Annotated in this window: 17 protein-coding genes; 10 read left to right on the forward strand and 7 right to left on the reverse strand. The window is 64.0% G+C overall.

From position 1 onward, the window contains the following. Nucleotides 1–33 precede the first annotated feature (33 nt). Together BJF92_RS02405 and BJF92_RS02410 are read right to left on the reverse strand one after the other, a co-directional pair. Nucleotides 34–501: an Lrp/AsnC family transcriptional regulator gene (locus BJF92_RS02405; RefSeq protein WP_075633180.1), complete on the reverse strand. Its 468-nt coding sequence runs from the start codon at nt 499–501 to the stop codon at nt 34–36. A 123-nt stretch (nt 502–624) separates the two neighbouring features. Continuing rightward, nucleotides 625–1,533: a glycosyltransferase family 2 protein gene (locus tag BJF92_RS02410; RefSeq protein WP_245294645.1), complete on the reverse strand. Its 909-nt coding sequence runs from the start codon at nt 1,531–1,533 to the stop codon at nt 625–627. Between the two features lie 463 nt (nt 1,534–1,996). Between BJF92_RS02410 and trxB the strand changes: the two genes are divergently transcribed. The 4 genes from trxB (at nt 1,997) to BJF92_RS02430 (ending at nt 6,245) form a co-directional block, all read left to right on the forward strand. Continuing rightward, nucleotides 1,997–2,971, forward strand: a complete 975-nt coding sequence (gene trxB, locus BJF92_RS02415; RefSeq protein ID WP_075633181.1) for a thioredoxin-disulfide reductase — start codon at nt 1,997–1,999, stop codon at nt 2,969–2,971. 273 nt (nt 2,972–3,244) lie between these two features. After that, nucleotides 3,245–4,141: a LysR family transcriptional regulator VtlR gene (locus BJF92_RS02420; RefSeq protein ID WP_075633182.1), complete on the forward strand. Its 897-nt coding sequence runs from the start codon at nt 3,245–3,247 to the stop codon at nt 4,139–4,141. A 629-nt stretch (nt 4,142–4,770) separates the two neighbouring features. Next, entirely contained in the window at nt 4,771–5,064 is a 294-nt protein-coding gene (locus tag BJF92_RS02425) for an ArsR/SmtB family transcription factor (protein WP_075633183.1), read from the forward strand. Between the two features lie 65 nt (nt 5,065–5,129). Then, complete coding sequence (locus tag BJF92_RS02430) at nt 5,130–6,245, forward strand: alkene reductase (protein WP_075633184.1); 1,116 nt, start codon at nt 5,130–5,132, stop codon at nt 6,243–6,245. Nucleotides 6,246–6,370: 125 nt separating this feature from the next. Here BJF92_RS02430 and BJF92_RS02435 read toward each other — a convergent pair whose 3' ends face one another. Further along, entirely contained in the window at nt 6,371–7,384 is a 1,014-nt protein-coding gene (locus BJF92_RS02435; protein WP_245294646.1) for an NAD-dependent epimerase/dehydratase family protein, read from the reverse strand. 93 nt (nt 7,385–7,477) lie between these two features. On the opposite strand from BJF92_RS02435, the gene BJF92_RS02440 reads away from it, so the two are divergent. Continuing rightward, nucleotides 7,478–8,410 carry a LysR family transcriptional regulator gene (locus BJF92_RS02440; RefSeq protein ID WP_075633185.1) on the forward strand — a complete coding sequence of 311 codons (933 nt, stop codon included), beginning with the start codon at nt 7,478–7,480 and terminating at the stop codon, nt 8,408–8,410. 24 nt (nt 8,411–8,434) lie between these two features. Here the strand turns inward: BJF92_RS02440 and BJF92_RS02445 are convergent, their stop codons facing one another. Both BJF92_RS02445 and BJF92_RS02450 read right to left on the reverse strand, forming a co-directional pair. Further along, nucleotides 8,435–9,592 (reverse strand): MFS transporter, encoded by a 1,158-nt coding sequence (locus tag BJF92_RS02445; RefSeq protein WP_075633186.1) that lies wholly within the window; start codon nt 9,590–9,592, stop codon nt 8,435–8,437. A 215-nt stretch (nt 9,593–9,807) separates the two neighbouring features. Continuing rightward, a complete protein-coding gene (locus BJF92_RS02450) occupies nt 9,808–11,010 on the reverse strand; it encodes a pyridoxal phosphate-dependent aminotransferase (RefSeq protein ID WP_075633187.1) in 1,203 nt (400 codons plus the stop codon). Between the two features lie 491 nt (nt 11,011–11,501). Between BJF92_RS02450 and BJF92_RS02455 the strand changes: the two genes are divergently transcribed. The 5 genes from BJF92_RS02455 (at nt 11,502) to BJF92_RS02475 (ending at nt 15,090) form a co-directional block, all read left to right on the forward strand. Beyond that, nucleotides 11,502–11,927 carry a hypothetical protein gene (locus BJF92_RS02455; RefSeq protein ID WP_075633188.1) on the forward strand — a complete coding sequence of 142 codons (426 nt, stop codon included), beginning with the start codon at nt 11,502–11,504 and terminating at the stop codon, nt 11,925–11,927. A gap of 2 nt (nt 11,928–11,929) precedes the next feature. After that, complete coding sequence (locus BJF92_RS02460) at nt 11,930–12,154, forward strand: hypothetical protein (protein ID WP_075633189.1); 225 nt, start codon at nt 11,930–11,932, stop codon at nt 12,152–12,154. 360 nt (nt 12,155–12,514) lie between these two features. After that, nucleotides 12,515–13,402, forward strand: a complete 888-nt coding sequence (locus BJF92_RS02465; protein WP_075633298.1) for a DMT family transporter — start codon at nt 12,515–12,517, stop codon at nt 13,400–13,402. A gap of 387 nt (nt 13,403–13,789) precedes the next feature. Continuing rightward, complete coding sequence (locus BJF92_RS02470) at nt 13,790–14,005, forward strand: cold-shock protein (RefSeq protein ID WP_075633190.1); 216 nt, start codon at nt 13,790–13,792, stop codon at nt 14,003–14,005. 635 nt (nt 14,006–14,640) lie between these two features. Next, nucleotides 14,641–15,090, forward strand: a complete 450-nt coding sequence (locus tag BJF92_RS02475; protein ID WP_075633191.1) for a BA14K family protein — start codon at nt 14,641–14,643, stop codon at nt 15,088–15,090. Nucleotides 15,091–15,188: 98 nt separating this feature from the next. On the opposite strand, the gene BJF92_RS02480 is transcribed toward BJF92_RS02475, so the two are convergent. Both BJF92_RS02480 and BJF92_RS25450 read right to left on the reverse strand, forming a co-directional pair. Further along, complete coding sequence (locus BJF92_RS02480) at nt 15,189–15,830, reverse strand: MBL fold metallo-hydrolase (protein WP_075633192.1); 642 nt, start codon at nt 15,828–15,830, stop codon at nt 15,189–15,191. 177 nt (nt 15,831–16,007) lie between these two features. Next, a complete protein-coding gene (locus BJF92_RS25450) occupies nt 16,008–16,178 on the reverse strand; it encodes a hypothetical protein (RefSeq protein ID WP_176218610.1) in 171 nt (56 codons plus the stop codon). Between the last annotated feature and the right edge of the window lie 405 nt (nt 16,179–16,583).

A 16,583-nucleotide genomic window follows, 5' to 3' on the forward strand; every position in this document is an offset into this window, starting at 1 on the left:
CGGCGTGTAAGCAAAAAGCGGCGCGGCTGGCGCTCAAAGCCCCACCGGCACCGTTTCCTTGACCTTGCGAATGGTCAGCATGGTTCGGACCGTATCGACATTGTCCGTGGCCGTCAGCCGCTCCAGCACGAAATCCTGGAAGGCGGCCAGATTCTCCGCCACGCAATGCAGGAGATAGTCGCTGTCTCCCGACACCATCCAGGCATCGCGCACCATCGGCCAGTCGCGCGTGCGCGCGGCAAAGGCCTTGAGATCGGCTTCGGCCTGATGCTTCAGGCCCACCATGCAGAAGGCCACGAGATCATAGCCCAGCGCCGGCCCGTTGAGCAAAGCGCGATAGCCGCGGATGATGCCGGCCTCCTCCAGCTTGCGCACCCTGCGCAGACAGGGCGGTGCGGAAATGCCGACGCGTTCGGCCAGATCCACATTGGTGATCCGCCCGTCCTCCTGCAATTCGCGCAGGATCTTCAGATCGATCGCGTCGAGCTCGGCCCTGAGCACACGTCCCCACCTTCTTGTTCTTGGTTGCCTCCCGGTGCCGCAGGCTCGGGATGGGGCAGATGTGCCATGTCTCCCGCGCTGCATCAAGCGCCGGCCCTGTGAGGAACGGGCGCTGACAGGAAATCAGGCCCAGAGGCTGTGCATGAAGCCTTGCGCCACCAGATCCTGCGGCCCGGTGAACTGGCGCGTGCCGGGATAAAGGAAGTTCAGGTCGCCGCCCTCCTCCACATGGCCGAGAATGCGGCGATAGACTTCGGCATTGCCGAAATGCTGCTGCTGCGCCACGGCCGCGCGGGTCTTGTCACGATAGTCCGAGAAGAACTTGAAATGCAGCAGCATTCCCTGCGGCACGACGAAATTGCGGGCGAAGGGCAGCGGCTGGTGCACGCTGATGCCAAAGCTGCAGTCCGCATCCCAGTAGAGCAGAGGATATTTGGCAAGCTCCGCCTCGGTGTTGAACAGGCGATGGCGCGGCCCGCCCTTCAGGCTGAGGAAGCGATGGTTGGGGGCAAGCGCATAGCCGTCCCCATCATAGCCGTCGGCCACCTGCCAGGGCATGGTCTCGTCCGTTCCGGCAAAGGCGAAGCCGCCCACGGACCCGCGCGGATAGAGATCGAGCATCGGCGCGAAGAGTCGCTTCTGTCCCTTCGCTTCCAGCTGGCGGATCAGCGCCGGCAGGGGATGGTCGAAGCAGCCATCATAGACGAGATATTCGTCCGAATCGATCGAGACATACCATCGGTTCACGCCGTAGCGCGCCATCAGCGCCTCGCGCCAGAGCTTGCCGCGCCGCGCCTCCTTGTAGCGCAGCGGCGAGCGCCAGAGATCGACATCGGCCTGTTGCGTCAGGAACTCCACGGTCCCGTCATCCGAGCGGTCGTCGACGATGATGAAGCGGCTGATGCCGAGCCGGCGGTAATGCGCCAGGAATGAGCGCAGAAACTTCGCATCATTGTGCGTGAACGTGACCAGCGGCAGGTCGGCGGCCGAAAGCGGACGCGGCTCCGCCCCCGTCGCGAGTAAAAGCGGCACGTTTTCGCTTGCACGCGCGCGGCGACGGCTGACGCGGCGGGTCTCCCAGTCCGAGCGGAGGCGCTCCAGCAGGCTGCGCTGAACGGCCCGCGGCGATAAAGGCGGATAGGGGAAAGAGCGTGGAGGCAAGCGGGCGTTCCCTGGGTGCAAAGGGTCATTGCGCGACGCGCGAAAGCGGACGGCAAGCTCGTCGCGGCGCTTGCGCACCGATAGGAAGAAGAGGAGACGCTGTCAAACCATGCCGCAGCGCCGTGATGCACGCGTCGCATCACGGGCATGGCCCGCATGGCGCACGATCAAAAATTGGTCAACAGCCCACTTTGCGCAGCGCAAAATGGGCTCGCGCTTGTGGTTAAGCCGGTTGCGCCCTTGAAAGGGGACGGGGATACTCCCTAAACTAGGGGAACAAAACCATAGCGGCGTCAGGCCCTTTCCCCTGATCTCCGCCAGTCGAGGACTATGCATGACCTCCCGCCATACCAAGGTGCTGATCATCGGCTCCGGCCCGGCCGGCTACACGGCCGCCATCTATGCCGCCCGCGCCATGCTTCAACCGGTGCTGATCGCCGGCATGGAACAAGGCGGCCAGCTGATGATCACCACGGATGTGGAAAACTATCCCGGCTTCGGCGATCCGATCCAGGGCCCCTGGCTGATGGGCGAAATGCTGAAGCAGGCCACCCATGTGGGCGCGGAGATCGTCAGCGATCTCGTCACCGGCGTCGATCTCTCAGTGCGCCCCTTCCGCCTGACGACGGACAGCGGCACGGCCTGGACCGCCGACACGCTGATCATCGCCACCGGGGCCCGCGCCAAGTGGCTGGGGATCGAGACCGAGGAGACCTTCAAGGGCTTCGGCGTCTCGGCCTGTGCCACCTGTGACGGCTTCTTCTATCGCGGCAAGGACGTGATCGTTGTCGGCGGCGGCAATTCGGCGGTCGAAGAGGCGCTTTATCTGTCGAACCTCGCCAAGAGCGTGACCGTGGTCCATCGCCGCGACGGCTTCCGCGCCGAGCGCATCCTGCAGGACCGGCTGTTCGCCAAGCAGAATGTGCGCATTCTCTGGGATCACGAGATCGCCGCTTATCAGGGCAGTGCGCCCAAGCCGCCCATGCCCGCCTCGCTAACCGGCGTGACGCTGCGCAATGTGAAGACGGGCGCGACGACGGAGATGGTCGTGGACGGCGTGTTCGTGGCGATCGGCCATGCGCCGGCGACCGACCTGTTCAAGGGCCAGCTGCGGCTGAAGCCGAATGGCTATCTCTGGACGGCTCCCGATTCGACCGCGACGGACATTGCCGGCGTCTATGCAGCCGGCGACGTTACGGACGACCAGTATCGGCAGGCGATCACGGCCGCCGGCATGGGCTGCATGGCGGCGCTGGAGGCGGAGCGTTATCTGGCCGGTCATATTCCTGTCGCGATCGCCGCGGAATAGAGACGGCGGCCACCGACGGTCGTTCGGTGTGCGGCTGCACGGCTGCGCGGCGAAGGACGGGCAGGATAAGACGGACTGAGGCAAGCCCGACTGGGGCAAGACGGACTGAGGCAAGACCAGGCATTCGGCGCGCCGGCATCAGGCAGCGCCGAATGCAGCAGACGACCATGTGAACCGCGGAACCGAATGCCGCGGACGGAAACAGGGGGAGAGGGAGGAAAGCGGCGCAACAGAGCTGTTCGCCACTGCCCGCCCCCATATCGGGGAGACGGCATGCCGCTCGACTGGGACAAGTTGCGCATCTTTCATGCGGCGGCGGAGGCCGGATCGTTCACCCACGCGGCCGACAAGTTGCATCTGTCGCAATCGGCGATCAGCCGCCAGGTCAGTTCGCTGGAGCAGGATGTCGGCATCAAGCTGTTTCACCGCCATGCCCGCGGCCTGATTCTGACGGAGCAGGGCGAGATCCTCTATCGCACGGCGCATGAAGTGCTGATGAAGCTGGAGAGCGTGCGCGTCCAGCTGACGGAAACCACCGACAAGCCGAGCGGCAAGCTGCGGATCACGACAACTGTGGGTCTCGGCCAGGGTTGGCTGACCGACAAGGTGCAGGAATTCCTGGCGCTCTATCCCGACATGCAGGTGCAGCTGATCCTCGACAATGAAGAGCTTGACGTGAACATGCGCCATGCCGACTGCGCCATCCGCCTGCGCCAGCCGCAGCAGTCGGACCTGATCCAGCGCAAGCTGTTCACCGTGCACATGCATCTCTATGCCGCGCCGTCCTACATCAACAAGCATGGCGAACCGCACTCGATCGCCGATCTCGACAATCACCGGATCATCACCTTCGGCGAGCCGGCCCCCAACTATCTGCTCGACGTCAACTGGCTAGAAATCGCCGGGCGCGAGAGCGACAATCCCCGCCCCTCACATCTGCAGATCAACAGCCAGACCTCGATCAAGCGCGCCTGCCTGCTCGGCATCGGCATCGCCATGATGCCGGACTATATCGTCGGACGCGATCCGGGCCTGATCCAGCTGCCGATCCAGGCGGATATTCCCTCTTTCGATACCTATTTCTGCTACCCGGACGAGATGAAAAACGCCGCCAAGCTCAAGGTTTTCCGCGACTTCATCGTCGCCAAGGCCAGAAACTGGAGCTTCTGACAGGCCTGCCTCGTTTTTATGCAGGGCGACGGACCAAATTAAACGCTTAGAAGCCTGAAGTTTTTCCCCGACACCCCGCGCAGCCCCTGCGCGGGGTGTTGTCGTTTGCCGCATTTCCGGGCAGGGCTGCGCTTCCCTCATGGCTGACATGCATATTTATTGATTGTTTGCAGCGCAAAAAACGAGCATACCGCACTCAGTTGATGCACATGGCGGTCGTTTCTCCCAGTGCCGCCGCATCAGCTGTTCCCCTCTGGAGGTTTTAGACCTTCACACTTAAAGGCCCCAAGTTTACTTGTGGGCCTCTTTTTTTGCCGGTTCTTCAGCGTTCTGCCATTTTTTGAGCCGGCTCCCCTTGTTTTCCATTGGGCGTTGCACCATATCGAGTCATAGCTGAGGCACTTGATGGCCACCTCCCAGTGCCATCGCTTCAGCTGTTCCCCTCTGGAGGTTTCAGAACCTTCACACCTACGAGGCCCCGGCGCATGCTGTGGGCCTTTTTTTTGCGGCCGCCCTTTAAAACGTCTTCTTGCGATCTACATATCGCTATATCGAATTTTTTCGATATAGCAGGCGGGATCCATCACCCTTGAAACGGTGAGATCCCCCCACCGCACAGGAGACCGATCGTGGACCGCGCCGAGATTCTCAAAGCCCTGTCGAACCCGGCCAGGCTGGACATTCTCGCCTGGCTGAAGGAGCCGGAGGCGCATTTCTCCAGCCAGGAGCATCCGCTGTCCATGGGCGTCTGCGCCAGCCAGTTCGAGCGCTGCGGCCTGTCGCAATCCACCGTCTCCGCCCATCTGCAAGTGCTGCAACGCGCCGGCTTGGTCACCACGCGGCGCGTCGGCCAATGGATTTTCTACCGCCGCAATGAGGAAACGATTGCGGCCTTCCTGAAGGATCTCGGCGAAGCGCTGTGAACCGCGCTGCCCCTCCCCGCTGGCCTTCCCCGTCACCCTCCCCGTCCCAACGAAAGGACCTGTTCATGCCCTCTCTCTTCGATCCGATCACGATCGGCGACATTACGCTCTCCAGCCGCGTCGTCATGGCGCCGCTGACGCGCAACCGCTCGCCCAAAGCCGTTCCGAACACGCTGAACGTCACCTATTACGAGCAGCGCGCCACCGCCGGCCTGATCATCACCGAGGCGACCGCCATCACCCATCAGGGCCAGGGCTATGCCGACGTTCCCGGCCTCTACACGCCGGAAGCGCTGGATGGCTGGCGCAAGGTGACCGAAGCCGTGCACAAGCAGGGCGGCAAGATCGTCGTGCAGATGTGGCATGTCGGCCGTATCTCGCACACAAGCCTGCAGCCCGATGGCGGCCAGCCGGTCGCCCCCTCGGCCATCGCCGCCAAGTCGAAGACCTATCTGATCAATGAGGACGGCACCGGCACCTTCGCCGAAACCTCCGAGCCGCGTGCGCTTGAGGCCAGCGAGATACCCGGCATCGTCGAGGACTACCGCAAGGCCGCCCGCGCAGCGATCGATGCCGGTTTCGACGGCGTGGAAATCCATGCCGCCAATGGCTATCTGATCGACCAGTTCCTGCGCTCCAGCGCCAACAAGCGCGAGGACAATTATGGCGGCTCGGTGGAGAACCGCGCGCGCTTCCTGTTCGAGGTGGTCGATGCCATCACGCAGGAGATCGGTGCGGGTCGCACCGGCATCCGCATCTCCCCCGTCACCCCGGCCAATGATGTCAGCGACGACGATCCGAAGCCGCTCTTCACCTATGTGGTCGAGGGCCTGGCCCGCTACGGCCTCTCCTATATCCATGTGATCGAAGGGGCCACCGGCGGCGACCGCGCCTTTGCCGGCTTCGATTACGATGCCCTGCGCAAGGCCTATGAGGCTGCCGGCGGCAAGGCGGCCTGGATGGTCAATAACGGCTATGACCGCCAGATGGCGCTGGACGCGGTTGAAAGCGGCAAGGCCGATCTGGTCGCCTTCGGCAAGCCTTTCATAGCCAATCCCGACCTGGTGCGCCGCCTCAAGGAGAACGCGCCGCTCAACGCGCTCGACCAGGAGAACATGTATGGCGGCGGCGCCAAAGGCTATACCGACTATCCCTCACTGACCCAGGAGGCCGCCGAATAAGGCGCATTCCGCTCTGCAAGTGAGACCGAAGGCCCGCCCCCGTTGGCGGGCCTTTGCCTTCTCGTGCCGCTCGCCTCACCGTTTCGGACCGCACGCCTGCCGCCAGGCGGAGCGCGCTATCCGCATCACTGCGCCGCGATCTGCCGCCCCACCGGCACGACGGCAGCGGGCTCTTTCAGGCAGTCCAGCGAGGCCAGGCTTGCGCGCACGGCCGCGTCCAGCGGCGTGTGCGGCTCGGTGCCGATCAGCGAGACCAGCCGCGCATTGTCCATCCGGATCGTCTGTCGCCAGAGATAGCGCATCTCCCAGAGCTCCCGCATCGTCTGCGAAAAGGGCGCTGCCAGCGGCAGCAGCCACCAGGGAAAGCGGCGAACCGGCAGGTCTGGGTGGCCGACCACCCGACGGATCGCTTGCACGATCGCCGTCCCGTCCTCATCCCAATGTCCGCCGAACTGAGCGGCCTCGAAGCCGGCCAATTCGTCGCGCCGATCGAGCAGAGCCAGCATGGCGGCTGCGACATCGGGCAGATAGGCCCATTGATGGCCCACGCCGTCCCGGCCCGGCTGGGTGATTGCCCGCACCGGCTGGCCGGCCTTGACGACGGCCTGGCCGAACCAGCTGTTCCCGGCGCCCGGCCCGAAGAAATCGCCCGCGCGCAGGACGATGCTGCGCAGGCCGGTCTCCGCCGCCTGTTTCAGCCGCTCTTCCATCTCGCCGCGAATCCGCCCCTTTGCCGTCTGCGGGTTCTGCGCCGCACCGTCGCGGATCAGCGGAAAGACATCTGGTCCGAAATTGTAGATATTGCCGGGAAGCAGCACCGTTGCGTCCGTTGCCCGGGCTGCGGCGATGGTGTTGTCGAGCATGGGCAGCACCAGCCTGTTCCAATCGCGGTAGCCCGGGGGGTTGACCGCATGAATGATCACCTGGACACCTTCGGCGGCGCTGAGAACGTCGCCTTCCACCATGGCATCGCCCTGTCGCCAGTCGATCCGCGCATCCCGCTGCGCCTGCCGGGCGGCCTGGCGATGCAGCGCGCGCAGCGAAACGCCGCGCGCCAGCAGCGCCTCAACCATTGCCCCGCCGATCCCGCCGGTGGCTCCCAGCACCAGAACCGTGTCGCCCTGTCCCATCTTTTGCATGACTGTCTCCTGACCGTTTCGATGTCTGGAGAATGGCGCCGGCACAGCCGAAAGGAAATTGCATGAATTTCTGGCGCTGCTATACAAAAATCCATGAACCCGATGGAGCCGAGCTGGGACCACTACCGCACCTTCCTGCATGTGCTGCGCGAAGGCTCGCTCTCGGCTGCCGCTCGGACGCTTGGCCTGACGCAGCCGACGGTCGGACGGCATATCGATGCGCTGGAGGCGGCCGCCGGCGCGCCGCTGTTTCTGCGCTCCGCCACGGGACTGACGCCGACCGATGCGGCGCTGACGCTCGCACCGTTCGCCGAGGAGATCGCCGCGAGCGCCGCCGCATTCCTGCGCACGGCGGCCAGCGCCCGGGGGCCGATGGCCGGGCGCGTGCGCATCAGCGCCAGCGAGGTGATGGCGATCGAGGTGATTCCGGCCATTCTGGCGCAGCTTGCCGAGCAGCATCCGCAGCTGGTGCTCGAGCTGTCCGTGTCGGACATGGTCGAAGATCTGCTGCGCCATGAGGCGGATGTGGCCGTTCGGATGGTGGCGCCCCAGCAGGAGGCGCTGGTCTCGCGCGCGCTCGGCACGCTGGAAGTCGGCCTCTTCGCCCATCATCGCTATATCGCGCGCCATGGCCTGCCGCAGACGGAGGCGGATCTGGCCGATCACAGGGTGATCGGCTTCGACCGCAACAGCGCCTTCCTGCAGGCGGTGCGCCGCCGGGTGCCGATCCTGGACCAGCTTTCCTTCGCCCTGCGGACCGACAGCAATCTGGCGCAGCTTTCGGCTGTGCGGGCCGGCTTCGGCATCGGCGCCTGCCAGGTGCGGCTGGCCGAACGCGACCCGGACCTGAGGCGTGTTCTCGGCGAACACTTTTCCTTTCCGCTGCCCACCTACCTCGTCATGCACGAAAACCTGCGCACCGTCCCGCGCTGCCGGGCCGTGTTCGATGCGCTCGCCGAGGGGCTGTCCGTCTATATCGCCGGCAGGACGGCCGGCGCGCGGGAAGGCCTGGAAGCCGGCCGCTGACACCGCCTGCCGCTGACGGGGAAATTACGCCGTCCGCGCCTCGAGCGCGCGCCCTTTCAAAGCGGGCACGCAGGCAAGCGCCACGAAGACCAGCGGCAGGCAGACGAGATAGGAGGCGCGGATGCCCGCCTGCTCGGCGACGAAACCGAGCAGCGGCGGCGCGAGAAAGAAGATGACGAAGGTCACCTGGCCGATGGCCGCGACATTGACATGGGCGGGCCGATCCGTCCTCTGCGCGGCGGCCGAAACCGCCAGCGGGTAGACCGCGCTGCAGCCGGCGCCGAGCATGGCGAAGCCGACGAGCGCCATGGCCGGATGCAGCGAGAAGGCAACCGCGCCGAGCCCGGCAGCCGAGAGGCAGAGAAGAGCCGTGGCCACCGCGCGTGGCCCGAAACGCTCCACCACCCCATCCGCCGTGAGCCGCGCCAGCGCCATGAAGAAGGTGAAGAGCGTCAGCCCCAGGCCACCGATGACGGGCTCCACGGCATAGATGTCGCGCATATAGATCGCCGACCAGTCGACCCCCGCCCCCTCCACCAGGAAAGCGGCGATGCCGATCAGGCAGAGCGGCAGCAGCCCGAGCGTGGGAAAGGCAAAGCGCGGCGCAGCCTCGGCCGCCTGTTCTGTCGCCGGCGCCGAATCGATGAGCCCACGCATGACGGGCACGCCGAAGACGGCGACCACGACAAGAGCGGTCGTCAGATGCAGCGCCATGGAGATCTCCGCCTGGCGGATGAAGGAGGCGAGCAGCGCGGTGACGAAGAAGCCGGCGCTCCAGAAGCCATGGGCGCGGCTCATGATCGACCGGCCAGTGGCCGCCTCGACCCGGCCGAGCTCGACATTGAGATTGATCTCCAGCGCCCCGGCCATGAGCCCGGCGCAGAAGAGCACGGCGAACACCGTCGGCGCATTTGGCATCACGGGCACCAGCGCATAGCACAGGGCCGTTCCGACAACGGTGACGAGCGCGGTCTTGCGGGCGCCGGCGCGTGCGATCAGCGGCGAGGAGACGGTCAGCGAAATCAGCGCGCCGATCGACATGCCGATCAGCGTCAGCCCCAGCTCGGCCTTGTCGATGCCGAGCCCCTCCTGCAGATCCGGCATGCGCGCAAGGAGCGCGCCGAGGCTCAGGGCAAACAGGAAGAAGCAGAGATAAAGACGGTGATGCTGCGCCAACTGCATGAAATGCCTTGTCATAAATGCCCGGAGGAAATGTCTGCCGACAGTGTGCGCAACGATGCCATTTCACAAGAGCGCAGGGCAAGATCAAGCAGGTCTGCGGCAAGAGCGAAGACCTTGCCGCAGAGCAATCATGACCAGATCAGACGGTCAGAAAAATGCCCACCGCGACAAGTCCCCGGTGGGCATCGATCTGTCAGGAATGGTTCCGCGAAGCCTTACCGGCAGGCGGCGCAGAAGCGCTGGATGCGCTTGCAGGCTTCCTCGAGCAGGGCTTCCGAGGTGGCGTAGGAAATGCGGAAGTTCGGGCCGAGGCCGAAGGCCGAGCCGTGCACGACCGCGACACCTTCCGATTCCAGCAGTTCCGAGACGAAGTCCTCGTCCGTTGCGATCACCTTGCCCGAAGGAGCCGTCTTGCCGATCAGCCCCTTGCAGGAGGGATAGACATAGAAGGCGCCCTCCGGCGACGGGCATTCGATGCCCACGGCCTGGTTCAGCATGGAAACCACGAGATCGCGGCGTCCCTCGAAGATCTTCTTGTTCTCGGGGATGAAGTCCTGCGTGCCGTTCAGCGCTTCCACGGCCGCCCACTGGGCGATCGAGCAGGCGCCCGAGGTCTGCTGGCCCTGGATCATGTCCATGGCCTTGATCAGCGCCAAGGGACCCGCGGCATAGCCGATGCGCCAGCCGGTCATGGCATAGGCCTTGGACACGCCGTTCATGGTCAGCGTGCGCTCGTAAAGGCCGGGCTCGACCTCGGCCGGCGTGGCGAACTTGAAGTCCCCATAGGTCAGGTGCTCATACATGTCATCCGTCAGGATCCAGACATGCGGATGCTTCATCAGAACGTCGGTCAGCGCCTTCAGCTCGTCATGCGTATAGGCGGCGCCCGAGGGGTTGGACGGCGAGTTGAAGATGAACCACTTGGTCTTCGGCGTGATCGCCTTGTCCAGGTCCTCGGCCGTCAGCTTGAACTTGTTTTCCTGGGTGGTGGCGACGAAAACGGGCGTGCCGCCGCACAGCGACACCATCTCCGGATAGGAGACCCAATAGGGCGTGGGGATCACCACCTCGTCGCCGGCATTCATCGTCGCCATGAAGGCGTTGAACAGGATCTGCTTGCCGCCTGTGCCGACGATCGTCTGCTCGGGCGTATAGTCGAGACCGTTTTCGCGCTTGAACTTCGCGGCAATCGCCTTGCGCAGCTCCGGAATGCCGGAAACGGGCGTATATTTGGTTTCGCCGCGCTTGATCGCCTCGATCGCGGCATCCTTGATATTGTCAGGCGTATCGAAATCCGGCTCACCGGCGCCGAGCCCGATCACATCGCGGCCTTTGGCTTTTAGCTCGCGCGCCTTCTGGGAAACAGCGATGGTGGCGGACGGCTTCACGCGGGAAAGGGCATCGGCAAGGAAGGCCATGATTTAAGGTCCTGGGTCGTTGTCACGGGGGTCTGGCAGCGGCGCTGTCCTCTTGAAACCATCAAGCCCCACCCGTCGTCCCGCAAAGGGCGACGCCCGACCCGGCGGATCGCCACCGGGCGGAAGGTGCTGACGACGACATGCCGCGTGGATCGGCCGTCCCCCGTAAAAGCCGGCCGACCGACGATCAAGCTGTATGTCGAATGTGGCGGGGGACTTCAAGCGCAAAGGCGCGGCCGGTTCAGGAAAAGCCGCTGCCGGCGGTGTGGGCCTGGCGTCACAGGGCCTTGAAAAACAGCGAATCGCGGGGCGGCGCGACGCTGACCGAAAACCTACCAAATCCTTAATATCTCCATGGACTTAACAGAGGTTTCAACGCCTTTGTTTCACCATGAAAAATGGCCCCGTCCGCCACAATTCCGTCGCCATGACGCCGTCTTGCAGGCCTTAAGTCATCAGTGTTGCGATGAATCGCTTCATGGAGCCCCCACATGCCGCCCTTCCGTCCAGCCGCACGCGCGTCCTGGCGCGCTCGCGCCATTTGCGCCGCCGTTTTTTTCTCCGCCCTCGCGCCGCTGTCCGCCGCGGCAGCGCAGACCGAGCCGACAGCGCCCGTCACCGTCGAGCAGCGGCTTTTTCCGCTCGGCACGCCAAAAGCCATGACGGAAGCCTTGGCCGATGACGGCCAGTCGGCCGCCGCCGCCCTTGTCGGCGTGGTGAGCGCCGCCGATCGTTTTGCCGTGGATCGCACGATCACGGGCTCCATCGCCCCATCGCGCGCCCTCTGGCAAGAGCGTCACGTGCCGGCCGACCGCCATATCCTCTTCGGCGCCATGCTTCTAGCCGTCTCCATGATGGCCTCGACCGCCTTCGGCCTGTGGCGCTGGCAGCTGCGCGGCTGGACGGCGGAGGCATGAGCATGGCCGAGAATGACGCCCGCACCCTTCCCCCTGCCAAGCAAGCGGCCGCGCGCCCCAGCTTTCTGGCCGGGCTGAACGCGCTGGAAACCATCATCGTCGCCGTCATCGCACTCGTGGCGCTGGCCGGCCTGCTGATGATCGCGAAGGGACTGATCCTGAAAAGCGACGGCGCCTTCTTCAGCGCAGGTCGTCCGGTCTGGGAGCAGAGCGGCACGACGGCCTGACGGAGCTTTGGCCGTTTCCAGTGCAAGCGGCTTTTCCCTTCCGGGTGCGCGGGGAGAGCGGCCCTGATCTCACGGAAATCGGAATCGTGCGGAGGATGCGGCGGGGGCCGGCATCGGCTCAGAATTTCGCGCTTCCATCGCCGATGCCTGATCAAGGGGCCTGATCCAGGCGAGGCTGTTCTCCTGCCGTCACGCGAGAACAACGAAGAGGCCGGCTCGACCTCTGCTTGAAGCGCAGCGTTTCACCTGATAGTCGGACAGGCCTCACGGCCGGCGGCGCCAGGGGCGGTCGGACGCATGCAGCGCACCGGGCGCGTGGGTCGCGCGGCCGGCATGCCGATCGCTGCGAGAACTGCTGCCATGACCCGTTTGAACGCCAATCTCTGCCTGCTGCTTGCCGGCGCCATCTGGGGCGCGGGTTTCGTCGCGCAATCCACCGCCATGGCCGCGATCGGCCCGCTCTGGTTCATCGGCCTGCGCTTCGTTCTGGCCAGCCTGGTCGCCGCGCCGCTCGCCTGGCGGGAAGCGCGGCAGGCGGCCGCGCCGGTATCGCGCCGGGACTGGCTGGGTTTTCTCGCCACGGGGCTGGCTCTGTTCACCGCCGCCGTCACCCAGCAGATCGGCCTGCTGACGACCACCGTGACCAATTCCGGCTTTCTCACCAGCCTTTATGTGGTCTTCACCCCGCTCCTGTCGCTGCTAGTTCTGCGCCGCGCGCCGCATCGGCTGATCTGGCCGGCGGCGGCTCTCGCCTTTGTCGGCATCTTCCTTCTGAGCGGCGGCTCGCTGACCGCCTTCAGACCCGGCGACGCCTGGACGCTGCTCTGCGCGCTGTTCTGGGCCATGCAGGTTCTCCTGGTCGGAGCCTTCGCCGCGCGCAGCGGCAGGCCGATGGCCCTGTCGCTGGCGCAGTTCCTCGTCTGCGCGGTCGCCAGCCTGATCGCCGCCGCGGCATTCGAGCCGATCAGCATGGCGGCGATCACCGGCGCAGGCATGGAAATCCTCTATGCCGGCATCTTCTCCAGCGGCATCGCCTTCATTCTTCAGGTGGTCGGCCAGCGTTTTACTACGGCGCCGCAGGCCGCGATCTTCCTGTCGAGCGAGGCGCTGTTCGCCGCCCTCTTCGGGGCCCTTCTCCTCGGCGAGAGCATCCCCGCCGCCGGCTATCTCGGCTGCGCCGCGATTTTCGCCGGTATTCTCCTGGCCGAACTTGGTCCTTATTGGGGCAGGCGCAAGCTCACAAGCTAGGCAGCCATGCGGAATATGAGGAAAATCTAATTGAATTCATTTGTTTTTCAAAGGCTTGTGCTTTCCTAGCAAAACCGCCGATATGCTGCGCTTTTAGGCGTCTTGTGGATGAAATAACGTCGTATTACCGTCAGAAAACTTTTGCTTGCTTATTGGCACTAAACACAGCAAGCTAATGATGTTCGGGCAAGCTGCGAACACGGGAAGACCAATAATGATGCGCGCCGGAAGCGCAAAAAAACCTTCCGGGTAGGCATGAGAAACGCCCGCGTTTCCCCTGTCTGCAAGAACAGGATCCTTTCCTCACAGTCGAGACCTGCCTGCCGCACGCTTAACATTCGAATGCTGCCCGCAAGGACACCGGGCAGAGGAAAAAGGACCTGACGCATGGCCGAAACTGGCATCGTAAAATTCTTCAACACTGACAAGGGCTTCGGCTTCATCAAGCCTGACAATGGCGGCGCCGATATCTTCGTGCATATTTCGGCTGTACAGGCATCGGGACTGAACGGCCTGTCTGAAAACCAGAAGGTCAGCTTCGACACCGAGCCGGATCGTCGCGGCAAGGGCCCCAAGGCCGTCAATCTCCAGATTGCCGGCTGACGCGGTAGCCGCATTTCAAGCCCGCAAATTTGCTGCAAGACGGCGGGCGGCCTTTTCAAGAGGCCTCCCGTATAAGCATTTGGATCTGGAATTTTTATCACTTTATATCCGGCGTTTTGCCGGTTGCGGGAGTAAGTTCGTCGCGAAAAGGCGGCAGGTTCCCGAACAAACATTCCCGCCTGCTACGCCTGCGCGCCATCGTCACAACTGATCCGTTCCGCTGTCCCGCAGGGCTCCTTGTCCAGAGTTCTCGGGACGTGACATTCCGTCTGCCGTCTCGCTCTGGTCCCGCCGGAGCCTGTCGCGCAAAACGGGTCACCGAGTTTTCAATCGCGCGATGCGACAAACAAGGTCGCAAGGCGGGCGAGGCGGAATTGAAACATGGCAGATGACGCAGAGGCTTTATCGCTCCGCCCTGCCCAAGGTGATCTTTGTCCAGCGATCTTTGTCGGGTGACGTTTGTCTGGCGCAGGCGCATGCCTTGCCGCCGCCACAAGCGGCTCCTAGATCCTCAATAAGCGGAAGGGATCGCACCTTGCGGTGCGCCATTTTCGTTCAGGCCCGGTTCAGCCAGACTGATGTAAGGTCCTGTCATCATCCGCCGGAATCGTCCGGCACCCGCAAGGATCGAGACCATGAAACAGGGTATCAAAGCTCTTGTTCTCACCGTTGCCACCGCGGCAACCGTTCTGCCCGTCACCGCCGCCCATGCGGATGACTGGCGCTACCGCCACCATCGCCATGGCGTCTCCACCGGTGATGCCGTTGCCATCGGCGCGCTTGGCCTCGCCACCGGCCTGATCGTCGGCGGCGCGGTCGCCAGCCAGCCGCAGCCGGTCTATCAGGATCGTGTCTATATCGATCCTCCTCCGCCGCCGCCGCCGGTCTATCGCCCGAGCTACACCTATGTTGAGGAAAGCGTGCCGGTCTACCAGCAGCGCACCGTGGTTCGCACCTATGGCACGCTGGAGCCCTGGAGCCAGTCCTGGTACCGCTATTGCGCGGACCGTTATCGCTCCTTCGACAGCCGCTCCGGCACCTATATCGGCCTCGACGGCCGCTCGCATTTCTGCACGGCCGGCTGATCGCCGAGGCGTTCAGGACATGGAAAAAGGCCGGGTTCGTCCCGGCCTTTTTCGTTGGTGACAAAGAGGCGTTATCGAGCTCCGGGAGCAGCGGACCGTCACAAACCGCGCAGATAGGGATTGCTGCGCCGCTCCTCGCCAATGCGCCCGCCCGGGCCGTGGCCGCAGATGAAGCCCATCTCGTCGCCGAGCGGCAGGATCTTGGTGCGGATCGAGTCCATCAGTTGTTCGTGATTGCCGCCCGGCAGGTCGGTGCGGCCGATCGAGCCATGAAACAGCACATCGCCGAGATGGGCGAAGTTCTGCGCGCGGTTGACATAGACGACATGGCCGGGCGCATGGCCCGGGCAATGCAGCACCTCGAAGACATGGCCGGAAAAGGAGACGGCATCCCCCTCCTCCAGCCAGCGGTCCGGCACGACATTCTCCACCTTCATGGACAGGCCGAAGCGCTCCGCCTGCGTTTCCAGCCGCGCGAGCAAGGGCGCATCGTCCTTGTGCGGACCGATGATCTCGACCCCAAGTGCTTCTTTCAACTCCTTGGCGCCACCCGCATGGTCGATATGGCCATGGGTGATCCAGATCGCCTTGATCGTCACGGCATTTTCGTCAAGCGTCTGAAGGATCACATCGACATCGCCGCCGGGATCGACAACAACGCCCTCTCGGGTTTCGCTGTCGAACAGGATGGTGCAATTCTGATGGAAATGGGTAACGGGGATGATGCCCGCTTGCAGCATGGGTCGCGCCTTCTCGTTTGAAGCGTTTCCCTGCCTCTATAAAGCGATCAGACGGTTCTGGAAACATCGGCGCGGCTGCGATGCATGCCACGCCGTCGTCGCACAGGCGGCTCCTGCGCCCGGACCGTGAGCGGCGGACTGAGCACAGCAGCCAATCCGACACTCTTGCAAGCCTCCTTACTCCACGTCGGCCGCGACCACTTCGCCGGGCTGGATCTGCGGCGCGGGCAGGTTGATCGTCGTCATCAACAGCGAGAAGACGGCAATATTGGCGGCGATCACGGCCATGACGATCGGGCGGAGCTGGCGCGCGGTGGAGGAAGACGGGTCGCAGACGGTGGGGTTCATCATCTCTGTCCTTTGGCGACGCGCCCGGTAGCATCCGGGCCAACGTCATTCATGTGAAAGCAGCGTTGCGCGCGTCGTATCCGGGAACCAGCCGCCTGCGCGCATCAGGTGATTTGCGGCGAAAACGGCCCTTTTTGCGATTTGGTTCCGCTTTTTGCACAGCACAATGCGCAGCCGCGCCTTGTGCCGGACAGGCGTTGCAAAAACGCCACAAATTAGCGTTTGACCGGCCGAAATTTCCTGCAAGGAACAGCGCCCTCGGCCGCATCCTCGCGCTTTCTGGCAGGATTGACGTGAAAAGAGGTTACCCACCGCGCCGGACATGTTGTACTGACCTGAAGAGGACGTAAGCGGGCGACGGTCTTGCCGCCTGCAGTAAAGCCATTGGATCAAGGTGTGACAGCA

The organism is Xaviernesmea rhizosphaerae (assembly GCF_001938945.1).
GTDB lineage: Bacteria > Pseudomonadota > Alphaproteobacteria > Rhizobiales > Rhizobiaceae > Xaviernesmea > Xaviernesmea rhizosphaerae.

What these genes read in the sequence shown, in the direction of transcription:
- trxB (WP_075633181.1), top strand. Translation starts at nt 1,997, where the DNA reads ATGACCTCCCGCCATACCAAGGTGCTGATCATCGGCTCCGGCCCGGCC.
- BJF92_RS02420 (WP_075633182.1), top strand. Translation starts at nt 3,245, where the DNA reads ATGCCGCTCGACTGGGACAAGTTGCGCATCTTTCATGCGGCGGCGGAG.
- BJF92_RS02430 (WP_075633184.1), top strand. Translation starts at nt 5,130, where the DNA reads ATGCCCTCTCTCTTCGATCCGATCACGATCGGCGACATTACGCTCTCC.
- BJF92_RS02435 (WP_245294646.1), bottom strand. Translation starts at nt 7,384, where the DNA reads ATGCAAAAGATGGGACAGGGCGACACGGTTCTGGTGCTGGGAGCCACC.
- BJF92_RS02440 (WP_075633185.1), top strand. Translation starts at nt 7,478, where the DNA reads ATGAACCCGATGGAGCCGAGCTGGGACCACTACCGCACCTTCCTGCAT.
- BJF92_RS02445 (WP_075633186.1), bottom strand. Translation starts at nt 9,592, where the DNA reads ATGCAGTTGGCGCAGCATCACCGTCTTTATCTCTGCTTCTTCCTGTTT.
- BJF92_RS02450 (WP_075633187.1), bottom strand. Translation starts at nt 11,010, where the DNA reads ATGGCCTTCCTTGCCGATGCCCTTTCCCGCGTGAAGCCGTCCGCCACC.
- BJF92_RS02455 (WP_075633188.1), top strand. Translation starts at nt 11,502, where the DNA reads ATGCCGCCCTTCCGTCCAGCCGCACGCGCGTCCTGGCGCGCTCGCGCC.
- BJF92_RS02460 (WP_075633189.1), top strand. Translation starts at nt 11,930, where the DNA reads ATGGCCGAGAATGACGCCCGCACCCTTCCCCCTGCCAAGCAAGCGGCC.
- BJF92_RS02465 (WP_075633298.1), top strand. Translation starts at nt 12,515, where the DNA reads ATGACCCGTTTGAACGCCAATCTCTGCCTGCTGCTTGCCGGCGCCATC.
- BJF92_RS02470 (WP_075633190.1), top strand. Translation starts at nt 13,790, where the DNA reads ATGGCCGAAACTGGCATCGTAAAATTCTTCAACACTGACAAGGGCTTC.
- BJF92_RS02475 (WP_075633191.1), top strand. Translation starts at nt 14,641, where the DNA reads ATGAAACAGGGTATCAAAGCTCTTGTTCTCACCGTTGCCACCGCGGCA.
- BJF92_RS02480 (WP_075633192.1), bottom strand. Translation starts at nt 15,830, where the DNA reads ATGCTGCAAGCGGGCATCATCCCCGTTACCCATTTCCATCAGAATTGC.
- BJF92_RS25450 (WP_176218610.1), bottom strand. Translation starts at nt 16,178, where the DNA reads ATGAACCCCACCGTCTGCGACCCGTCTTCCTCCACCGCGCGCCAGCTC.